The organism is Flavobacterium alvei, from assembly GCF_002920895.1.
GTDB lineage: Bacteria > Bacteroidota > Bacteroidia > Flavobacteriales > Flavobacteriaceae > Flavobacterium > Flavobacterium alvei.
Genome location: NZ_PQVG01000005.1, coordinates 157,434 through 168,032, shown reverse-complemented (window position 1 = coordinate 168,032; position 10,599 = coordinate 157,434). Strand labels below are relative to the sequence as shown.

The following is a 10,599-nucleotide window of genomic DNA, read 5'->3' as shown; positions in this document are numbered from 1 at the left end:
ACTTATGTCTGAAGGAGAAAAGTTAATTCCTATTAACATTGAAGATGAAATGAAATCAGCTTACATCGATTATTCGATGTCGGTAATTGTGTCAAGAGCGCTTCCGGATGTTAGAGATGGCTTGAAACCAGTACACCGTAGAGTACTTTATGGAATGTATGATTTGGGAGTTAATTCAAGATCTGCCCACAAAAAATCGGCGAGAATAGTCGGAGAAGTTTTAGGAAAGTATCACCCTCACGGAGATACCTCGGTTTATGATGCCATGGTTCGTATGGCACAGGAATGGAGCATGCGTTATTTATTGGTGGACGGTCAAGGTAACTTTGGTTCAGTAGATGGTGATAGTCCAGCTGCAATGCGTTATACTGAGGCTAGAATGAAAAAGATTTCGGAAGAAATTATGGCCGATATCGAAAAAGAAACAGTTGATTTTCAACTGAATTTTGACGATACTTTGTATGAACCAAAAGTAATGCCTACAAGAGTTCCTACCTTATTAATAAACGGAGCAACAGGAATTGCCGTTGGTATGGCGACTAATATGCCTCCTCACAATTTAACTGAAGTGATCAACGGAACGCTTGCGTACCTTGATAATAACGATATTGAAATAGACGAATTGATGAATCATATCAAAGCTCCAGATTTTCCAACTGGAGGTGTGATATATGGTTATGAAGGTGTTCGCGAAGCTTTTAAAACAGGTCGTGGACGTATCGTTATGCGTGCTAAAGTTGGTTTTGAAGAAGTAGATGGTAGAGAGTGTATCATTGTAACTGAAATTCCATACCAAGTCAATAAAGCCGATATGATTAAACGTACCGCTGATTTGGTTAACGAGAAAAAGATAGAAGGTATTTCTAATATTCGAGATGAATCGGATAGAAATGGTATGCGAATCGTTTATATTTTAAAACGGGATGCTACGCCAAACGTGGTTTTAAATACACTTTATAAATTCACTCAATTACAATCTTCTTTCAGTGTAAATAACATTGCATTAGTAAAAGGTCGCCCACAAATGTTGAATCTAAAAGATATGATTCACTATTTTATTGAGCACCGTCACGATGTAGTAGTTCGTAGAACCCAATTTGAATTGCGTAAAGCCGAGGAAAGAGCGCATATTTTAGAAGGTTTGATTATCGCTTCTGATAATATTGATGAGGTAATTGCTTTGATAAGAGGTTCGAAAAATACTGAAGAAGCTCGTGAAAAATTAATCGAAAGATTCCAATTGTCGGATATTCAAGCACGTGCTATTGTTGAAATGCGTTTGCGTCAGTTAACAGGTCTAGAACAAGACAAGTTAAGAGCAGAGTTTGAAGAATTGATGAAATTAATTGAGCATTTGAAAGCATTATTAGCAGATGTTGACTTAAGAACGGCTTTAATCAAAGAAGAACTTGAAGAAATTCGTGAAAAATATGGCGATGAGCGTCGTTCTACTATTGAGTATTCAGGTGGAGATGTTAGTATCGAGGATTTAATTGCCGATGAGAATGTGGTAATCACCATTTCGCATGCAGGTTATATCAAACGTACTAATTTATCGGAATACAAAACTCAAAATAGAGGTGGAGTTGGACAAAAAAGTGCAGGAACCAGAGATCAGGATTTCCTTGAAAATATGTTTGTAGCTACCAACCATCAATATATGATGTTCTTTACCCAAAAAGGAAAATGTTACTGGATGCGTGTTTATGAAATTCCCGAAGGTAGTAAAACGGCCAAAGGAAGAGCGATTCAAAACTTAATAAACATCGAAAGTGATGATAAAGTAAAAGCATTCATTTGTACACAAGATTTGAAAGACAAAGACTATATCAATAGTCATAATTTGGTTATGGTTACTAAACAAGGTCAAGTGAAGAAAACTTCTTTAGAGAAATATTCAAAACCAAGGGTAAACGGAGTTGCGGCAATTACAATCAAAGAAGGAGATGAATTATTAGAAGCTAAATTAACCAACGGAGAAAGTCAGATTATTTTGGCTGTCAAATCGGGTAAATTAGTTCGTTTTGAAGAGACCAAAACACGTCCGATGGGAAGAACAGCTTCTGGGGTTCGTGGAATTTCCTTAAAAGATGAATCCGACGAAGTAATTGGTATGGTTACTGTTGATAAAGAGGATATAACTGATACTCAAATTTTAGTTGTAACTGAAAATGGATACGGAAAACGTACTAAATTAGTTGACGAAGATGGCGAAGATGTTTATAGAATTACCAATCGTGGTGGAAAAGGAGTGAAAACTTTGAACATTACTGAAAAAACTGGAAAACTAATTTCGATAAATAATGTAACCGATGCTGATGATTTGATGATTATCAACAAATCGGGATTGACTATCAGAATGGCTGTTGAGGATTTAAGAGTTATGGGTCGAGCTACGCAAGGGGTTAAGTTAATTAATCTAAAAGGATCTGATTCTATCGCTGCTGTAACTAAAGTAATGAAAGATGATGTAGCTGAAGTGGTAGTTGACGAAGATGGAAATGTTATTGAAACTGAAGCTATCGAAAGAGTGAAACCTGTTCTTGAAGTTCTTGAAGATGAAGGCGTAGAGGACGACGACGATTCAGATGAAGAAGAAATTGATGATGAAGCCGAAGATACAGAAGATGAAGAGGAAGACGATTCAGATGAATAGAGGTGAATCATAAATAAACTAAAACATTTATCAGATATGATTTTTATCATAATTGATAAATGTTTTTCTAACTACTTTTGCAAGTAAATTAAATTAAATCAAAAATTATGAAAAGTAAAAATGTAATACTAGCGTCAGCATTATTGATATCAGTTGTTGCTTTTGCTCAAAAAGATCAAATTAAAGCTGCTGAAAAAGCGTTAAAAGGAGGTAATCCACAAGAGGCTATAACAATTTTAGATGGTGCTCAGTCTTTAATATCCAATGCTGTTGATACTGAAAAAGCACAGTATTATTTTGTAAATGGGAATGCTCATTTAGAGTTGGCCAATAAAAAAGTGGAAGAAGGGAAAAATTTAACTTCCGCAGCCAAATCATTCCAAGAATTGTTAGCAGTAGAAAAAGCTTCTGGAAAATCTAAATATTCTTCTCAAGCAACCACTTCTATTATTGATATTAAAGGTAAATTATTGAATAGTGCCATTGCTGATACAAAAGCAGATAGAGATATTGAAGGTGCTCAAAAATTATACGATGCTTATTTATTAGATAAAAAAGACACCATCAATTTGTACTATGCAGCCTCAACTTATGTAAATGCAAAAGATTATCCTACAGCTCTAAAAATGTATTCAGAGTTGAAAACTTTAAATTATTCAGGTAAAGGGACTAGCTATTTGGCTGTTAATAAAGCTTCTGGTAGTGAGGATGTGTTCAATTCTGTTAAAGAGAGAGATCTGGCAGTTAAACTAGGTACTCACGAAAAACCAAAAACAGAAGCTATTCCTTCAAAAAGAGGCGAAATCTATAAAAATATTGCTTTAATATTAGTAGATGCAGGAAAAATTGAAGAGGCTAAAAAAGCAATTTCAGACGCTAGAAAAGCAAATCCAGAAGACGGTTCATTGCTTTTGACTGAAGCTAATTTGTATTTAGAAACAAAAGATTATGAGACTTATAAAAAATTAGTTGCTGAGGCTTTAGAAAAAAATCCAAATGATGCCGATTTAGTATTTAATTTAGGTGTGTTAAGTGCAAATGCGAAAAATATTGCAGACGCTGAAAAGTATTATAAAAGAGTAATGGAAATTGATCCTAAATATGCCAATGCTTATATCAATTATGCTGCTTTGAAATTAGAAGATGAGAAGGTAATTATTGATGAAATGAACAAATTAGGAACTTCTGCCAAAGACATGAAGCGTTATGATGTGTTGAAAGTTAAAAGAGAAGATTTGTTTAAAGGAATCATTCCGTATCTTCAAAAAGCAGTTGAGTTAGAACCAACAAATGTTGATGTGTCTAAAACACTTTTAAATGTTTATAGCGCATTAGAAATGATGCCTGAATATAAAGCTCTAAAAGTAAAAGTAAAAGAATTAGAAGCTAATAAAAAATAAGAATATAGGTAAAGGTTAATTCTTAAATGAAAATCCCGATTGGTGAAATCGGGATTTTTTTTGTCTTAATTTTTATGTTTTTTTCGATACTCACGGGGCGATATTTCCATTTCCTTTTTAAAAGATTTTGAAAAATGAAATGGATCAAAATACCCTAAATGATAGGCAATCTCATTTATTTTCATAGTACTAAATTGCAATAATGAACAAGACTTTTGGATTTTTAGTTTGTTTAAATATTCAATATGATGTTCAATGAATATTACAGCACCTGGTTTAGAAAAAGTCTGGATGTAATAGGCGGAGAATTAGATCGTATTTCGGCTGAATATCCTAATAAAGCGATGACTATTTCAGAATGGGGATTGTGTGAACCTGCTCATAAAGGAGGAGATCTGCGTCGAATAAAAGAAATGACAGAGCAATTAAAGATTTATGGCTCAAAAGACTATGTGGCTGGTGCTATTTATTTCTGCCTTAATGATTATCGTACTCATATGGGAGAAGATTTTACTTATGCTTACCCGCAAAGAGTTCATGGCGTTTGTGATATTTTTTTAAATCCAAAGCCTTCTTATTACACGTTAAAAAAAGAAAGTTCCCCTCTTATTATTAAATCGGTTGGGGTAAAAAATGGTACTGCAACTATTACGCTATTAGGTAAAACTGCCATCCCAAGTTATAATTTAAAAAATTATTCAATTGTATCTGGAAACGAAAAAGTAATTATAGATAAATTAGAACCAGGTCAGGAAAAAACCTTTAAAATAAAGATCAATGAAAATCATTTTTCAATCATTAGACCCACAGGTTTTGAAGTAGCAGATTATCAATTTCAAGAAAAATAATAACAATTTTTAATAACCATTTTTGACTATTAAACCTTATATAATTTTTTTGATAACACGAAGTTTGTGAGTATGTCTGTTGGTTTCGGCGTTGTAAATTCCTAGATGGTCTAAACGGTCAATTCTAACTTTCCCGCTGGCGTGAATGATATAATTGTCTTGCATAATAATGCCCACGTGAATAATATTTCCTTCTTCATTGTCAAAAAAAGCTAAATCACCTGGCTCGCTTTCTTCTATAAAACTCAGCGCTTCTCCTTGCAAGGCTTGCTGAGAAGCATCTCGCAATAATTTATAGCCATTGAGTTTGTAAACCATTTGGGTAAATCCTGAACAATCAACACCAAAAGGAGTTTTACCACCCCAAAGATAAGGAGCGTTGAGGTACATAAAGGCCGTATTTAGTAAACTTTTTTTAGATTTTAGTCCACTAATTTTCGTTCCTTCAAAGTTAAAATTTGCAGTATTTATATCTGAATGAGTCAAGAAAGAAAGGGAAGCTCCTAAAGGAATAGGAAGTAACAAATTGTTTGGCCCTGTAATATATTCCAATAAATCAGCATTTAGAACAATGACATCGTTTGATAATTGATGAAATTCTGATTCTGAAATAATTTGGTATTGTTTAGAATCGACCCAACCTTCATAATTATCGAATTGTAATTTTATTTTCGACCATTGTTTAAACTGTTCTAAAATTTCAAAATGTTCACCAAACAAAACTTGTGAAACAATTTCACTACGATCACTAGGTTCGATTCTAAGAGGGATTATGGCTAGATTGCAAATTCCAAACATATATTTTGTACTTGTTTTTTTTAGATTCTTTCAATAACTATTGCTGAAGCACCGCCACCGCCATTACAAATTGTGGCAGCCCCAATTTTACCATTATTTTGCTCCAAAACATTCAATAGTGTAACGATAATTCGAGCACCAGAGCATCCCAGCGGATGACCTAAAGAAACAGCTCCACCATTTACATTCACTTTTGAATCTTCTAAACCAAGGATTTTTGCATTGGCTAAACCAACGACAGCAAAGGCTTCGTTAAATTCGAAATAATCTACAGCATCAATAGGTAAATCTACTTTTTTTAAAGCTTTGTTAATCGCGATAGCAGGAGTTGTAGTGAACCATTTGGGTTCCTGAGCAGCATCAGCATAACTTTTTATGTAAGCTAATGGTTTTAAACCTAATGCAATTGCTTTTTCTTCACTCATTAATATCATTGCAGCAGCTCCATCATTTATAGTCGAAGCATTTGCAGCGGTTACAGTTCCATCTTTTGTAAAAACGGCATTCAAAGAAGGTATTTTGTCTAATTTTACATCAGTAAATTCTTCGTCTTTAGAAACGATTATAGGTTCTCCTTTTCTTTGCGCAACGGCAACTGGAATTATTTCATTTTCAAATTTTCCGTCTTCCCACGCTTTCGCAGAACGCTCATAGGATTGAATGGCGAAGGCGTCTTGTTCTTCGCGAGTTATTTTGTATTCGTCAGCACATAAATCAGCACAAACCCCCATGGCATTGTTGTCGTAGGCATCTGTAAGTCCGTCTTTCTGCATTCCGTCAATCATTGAAGCAGGGCCAAATTTATAGCCATTTCTTAAATGCAAATAATGTGGAATCAAACTCATGTTTTCCATTCCGCCAGCAACCACAATTTCGGCATCACCACAAAGAATGGCTTGTGCAGCCAGCATTACTGATTTCATTCCAGAGGCGCACACTTTATTGACAGTAGTGCAAACAACAGAATTGGGTAAGCCAGCAAAAATTGCAGCTTGTCTGGCTGGTGCTTGACCTACTCCAGCTTGAATGACATTGCCCATAAATACTTCATCAACTAAACTAGCATCCAATTGTATGCGATCTAAAGCACCTTTTATGGCAATAGCCCCTAGTTTTGGAGCGGAAACTGTAGATAATCCTCCCATAAAACTTCCTATTGGAGTTCTGACAGCAGCAACAATAACGACTTTTTTGTTCATGAGTTGTGAATAAGCATTGTTTGAGATGCGAATTTAATCAATTTGAGTAAAATCTAAATTACAATTTGATAATAATATATTCTCTTGCCTATTAAATATTTATTATTAATTTTTTAGGTTGTTATTTGGTAAGAATAATTAAAATGTATTCAAAATGTATATTTTTTATTTGGCTATGCGTTTGATTGTTAATGATTTTAAATAGCTATTGAAAAAACATTTAAAAAAAGAGGGTAATTATTTGTGAAATATAGAATAGAAACTTACATTTGCAACCGCTTAAAAGAAATATAAGTTCTTATATTGGAGAGTTGCCTGAGTGGCCGAAAGGACTTGTTTGCTAAACAAGCGTATGGGGAACTGTACCAAGGGTTCGAATCCCTTACTCTCCGCTTTTTTTGCACTTCGGGGTGTAGCGTAGCTCGGTTATCGCGCCTGCTTTGGGAGCAGGAGGCCGCAGGTTCGAATCCTGCCACCCCGACCAAAACTTTTCCATAAGTTTTAAAACAAATGGACGCATAGCTCAGCTGGATAGAGCACCTGCCTTCTAAGCAGGCGGTCGAAGGTTCGAATCCTTCTGCGTTCACAAAAAACCACTCAATCGAGTGGTTTTTTTGTTTTATTTAAAATTCAAAAGTTTTAAAATTTAGCATTAAAAGGAAAGGTATTATTAATTGTCTTTTCTTTTCACAAACCTTCTTCTAGGCGCATCACTTTCATAAAGCACAATTTCGGAGTGCAGGAAGTCTGCGGCTTCGGCTGAATCTTTCACTTTGACAGCACTACGCGCCAACATTTCGGATTCAAACTCGGATAGCACACTTTTTCTGATTCCGATTTTTCGCCATTGTGATGAAGGCCTGCATCCTCTCGTGATTCCTCGTGCGAGTGCGAGTGCATCTAGCAAGGCTTGATTGGCTCCCTGTCCTTTGAATGGACTCATTGGGTGAGCCGCATCTCCAATCAAAGTTACTTGACCTGATTTTTCTAGTAATTCTTGTTTAAGTAATTCACGGTCATACACAGGATAGCCAGAAATCTGAGCTTCCAGGGTTGCCGATAAAATCTGAGGAATAGGATCGTGCCACTGCGTTCTGCGGCAGGCTTCTTCCTTGAGTGCTTGCGGTCCTTTGGTGCTTAGTGCCTTGGCATCTTTTTCAGACATTGGAAAACTAAGTTGCCACATAACCGAATCGGAGGTGTAAGGCATAATGTAGATTCGCTCATTACCATTGGCAGTTTGAAATACGGTGGCCGAATCCAGTAAAGGATTGTCGTGGTCTTCGAGCTCACTCAAAGGACAAATGCCCAAAATCACGATACAACCCAAGTACCGTAAAGGGGTACTGTCTTCACCAATTATTAGTTTTCGTACCAAGCTGCGAATGCCATCGGCTCCTACGACAAGATCTGACTTGGCCGTTTTGATATTGCCATCAACTTGAAAGTGGAGTTCAACACCTTCGCCATCACTTTTCTTAAAATCAATTAACTGGTGTCCCCATTTTACTGCATCATTTCCGCCGAGTTGCTCCAATAGTGCCAATCGTAAGGATTGCCGTGCGATATGTATGTTGGAACGTTTCGAAGAAGTTTTTACCTCCGATTGAATCCATTTTCGGGTTCCCCATTCACCGATTACTTTTCCATCAGTGGCATGCACCAAATGTCTTGTTGAAATCACTCCTTCGTCTAATGCAACAATACCGAATCCTTCGATTACTTTACTGGCTTGTTGCAAAGTGAGTCCGTAGCCTTGAGATCGAGCCTCGAAGTTAGTGTCACGTTCAAAAAGAGTGAAAGGAATTCTGCGGTGTAAGCAGGCAACCGCAAGAGCCACGCCTCCGATACCGCCTCCAATAATAGCAACGTGAGGATAATTCTCTGTGTCAGGTATAGGGAAATTAGCGGAAGAAATCAATCCAGAACCATCGCATTTTGGGCATAAATGCAAATGGCCTTTAGGTAAAACAGGAGGTGTTCCTTCGTTGTTTGTTTTTTCAAATTGATCGAAGGCTTTTTGGTATTTGAGTAACGCTTTTTTGGTTATTCCGCGACTTTTTTTGCTGTATCCCTTGCATTCAGGACAAACAGTCCAACTTGATGTTTTGTTGTCTTCTTTTTTATCTTTTATTTTTTTCACTTGATTTTGATTTTCTATAAAAGAAAACTTGCTTATAGTATTGATTATGGTTGGGCAAAGTTAAGGATTTCTAGCAATTAGAATTGTAGGGTTTAATTTTAATCGTTTTTTCAAGCTATAGTCAGAAATTAATTTATAGTATAGGAGGGATGAGCATACTTCTTTTTCACGGATTTTTTAGAAACACTACTATTTGATTCGAGAATAAGTCTATAGAGTTCACGAAAAACCACTCAAGCGAGTGTCTTTTTATTTTATATCAGGAATGACGTGAATTTAAGTCTGTATTTTTATAAAAAATAGCCTCGTAACCATATAATTACAAGGCTTTTTTTTTGTATTTTTTGGTTTAAATTGAATTTCGGTCTATAAAATTAAAAGGAACTTTTACTTTTCCTTTTTCTTTGTTGAGAATCATAAACGAAGCGGTTTCACCCATAACTTTGAAGTCAGTAGAAATAACGGTAATGCCTAGTAATTCTTTTAGAGGAGTGTCGTTGTATGAGATGATGCCAATGTCTTTGCCTAAAGTAAGTTTGGAATCTCGAATGATTTTGACCAAATTAACCAAGTCAGATTCTTCGATGGTGATAAATAAATCACCTTTTTTGATAACCATATCGTCATATACTTCATTGAGAATTTCAAAACTGATTGAATGTTCTCCGCAAAATTTCTTAAAACCACTTAAAATCCTTCTAGGATAGGGATAAACAGCTTTTTCAGGATATACTAATATAAGTTTATCGTAGTTGTTTATTTTAGGAAGACCTTCGATAAGTGCGTTATAAATATCGTTTTCAAAATCCTGATATATTTCTATTATATCGTTATCTAAAGCTAGCTTTATATTGTCTAAAACTATTAGTTTTTCTTTCGGAATTTGTTTTATAGCATCGATAATTTCAGTGGTAAAACTAACATGTCTTGAATCATTAGTTTTAAAATGTGGCATTATTACATAGTAATCATAGTTGTTTTTGTTTTTGTCCAATAAATTCAAAAACAAGGATTCGTCACAGTGGTATATTTGTAAATCGGTATTCGAATTTGTGCCAATGCTATTTACAAAAGAATTGTAAATAGTCATTTTGTAAGTGCTTAATTTATTTATTAAAAATAGAATATTAAGCTTTGAAACTAATTTTGTTCCAGTAATATAATACCCTTTTCCTTTGATGGAAGAAATTATTTCACGTTCTTTTAGGATGTTGTATGCTTTTTCAACAGTATCTCTAGAAATATAAAAATCTTCACTAAATCTATTGATCGAAGGTATTTTTTGGTCAATTTTTAGATTTCCTATAGAGATATTAAAAATAATCGAGTCAACAATTTGCTTGTATTTTGGTACTCGCGAATGTTCATCTATTTTAATAAATTGAATCATATTCATATTAAAAAATATTTTATAATTTGATTATTTTTTTTGCAAAAGTAAAGAATATAGGTAAAACTAACTGTTTAATGTTTATTACTATTTATTTTATTCTGTCATGTTTTGGCTGAAAATTCTAAATAGAATAATTAGTTTCAGTTTTTGTTTTCGATATTT

At 34.7% G+C, this 10,599-nt stretch carries 8 protein-coding genes and 3 tRNA genes; 6 read left to right on the top strand and 5 right to left on the bottom strand.

What is annotated here, in order from left to right:
- The first annotated feature begins 4 nt into the window (after positions 1 to 4).
- On the top strand, positions 5 to 2,656 hold the full coding sequence (gene gyrA, locus C3L50_RS10110) for a DNA gyrase subunit A (RefSeq protein WP_103806055.1): 2,652 nt from the start codon (positions 5 to 7) through the stop codon (positions 2,654 to 2,656).
- Between the two features lie 107 nt (positions 2,657 to 2,763).
- Positions 2,764 to 4,056, top strand: a complete 1,293-nt coding sequence (locus C3L50_RS10105; protein WP_103806054.1) for a tetratricopeptide repeat protein — start codon at positions 2,764 to 2,766, stop codon at positions 4,054 to 4,056.
- Between the two features lie 65 nt (positions 4,057 to 4,121).
- Here C3L50_RS10105 and C3L50_RS10100 read toward each other — a convergent pair whose 3' ends face one another.
- Entirely contained in the window at positions 4,122 to 4,301 is a 180-nt protein-coding gene (locus C3L50_RS10100; RefSeq protein ID WP_262496691.1) for a helix-turn-helix domain-containing protein, read from the bottom strand.
- Here C3L50_RS10100 and C3L50_RS10095 point away from each other — a divergent pair, their 5' ends adjacent.
- Complete coding sequence (locus tag C3L50_RS10095; protein WP_133158871.1) at positions 4,302 to 4,904, top strand: hypothetical protein; 603 nt, start codon at positions 4,302 to 4,304, stop codon at positions 4,902 to 4,904.
- Between the two features lie 36 nt (positions 4,905 to 4,940).
- Here C3L50_RS10095 and C3L50_RS10090 read toward each other — a convergent pair whose 3' ends face one another.
- Positions 4,941 to 5,702 (bottom strand): C40 family peptidase, encoded by a 762-nt coding sequence (locus C3L50_RS10090; protein ID WP_103806052.1) that lies wholly within the window; start codon positions 5,700 to 5,702, stop codon positions 4,941 to 4,943.
- Between the two features lie 20 nt (positions 5,703 to 5,722).
- Positions 5,723 to 6,901 carry an acetyl-CoA C-acyltransferase gene (locus C3L50_RS10085; RefSeq protein WP_103806051.1) on the bottom strand — a complete coding sequence of 393 codons (1,179 nt, stop codon included), beginning with the start codon at positions 6,899 to 6,901 and terminating at the stop codon, positions 5,723 to 5,725.
- Between the two features lie 305 nt (positions 6,902 to 7,206).
- Between C3L50_RS10085 and C3L50_RS10080 the strand changes: the two genes are divergently transcribed.
- The 3 genes from C3L50_RS10080 to C3L50_RS10070 all read left to right on the top strand — a co-directional run bounded on the left by C3L50_RS10080 (position 7,207) and on the right by C3L50_RS10070 (position 7,487).
- Positions 7,207 to 7,293 (top strand) — tRNA-Ser (locus C3L50_RS10080).
- Positions 7,294 to 7,307: 14 nt separating this feature from the next.
- A tRNA-Pro gene (locus tag C3L50_RS10075) sits at positions 7,308 to 7,385 on the top strand.
- 28 nt (positions 7,386 to 7,413) lie between these two features.
- Positions 7,414 to 7,487: transfer RNA gene (locus C3L50_RS10070), tRNA-Arg, on the top strand.
- Between the two features lie 84 nt (positions 7,488 to 7,571).
- Here C3L50_RS10070 and C3L50_RS10065 read toward each other — a convergent pair.
- Positions 7,572 to 9,044, bottom strand: coding sequence for an FAD-dependent monooxygenase (locus C3L50_RS10065; RefSeq protein ID WP_243400368.1), 1,473 nt, complete (start codon positions 9,042 to 9,044; stop codon positions 7,572 to 7,574).
- A 349-nt stretch (positions 9,045 to 9,393) separates the two neighbouring features.
- On the bottom strand, positions 9,394 to 10,434 hold the full coding sequence (locus C3L50_RS10060; RefSeq protein ID WP_103806204.1) for a GntR family transcriptional regulator: 1,041 nt from the start codon (positions 10,432 to 10,434) through the stop codon (positions 9,394 to 9,396).
- Between the last annotated feature and the right edge of the window lie 165 nt (positions 10,435 to 10,599).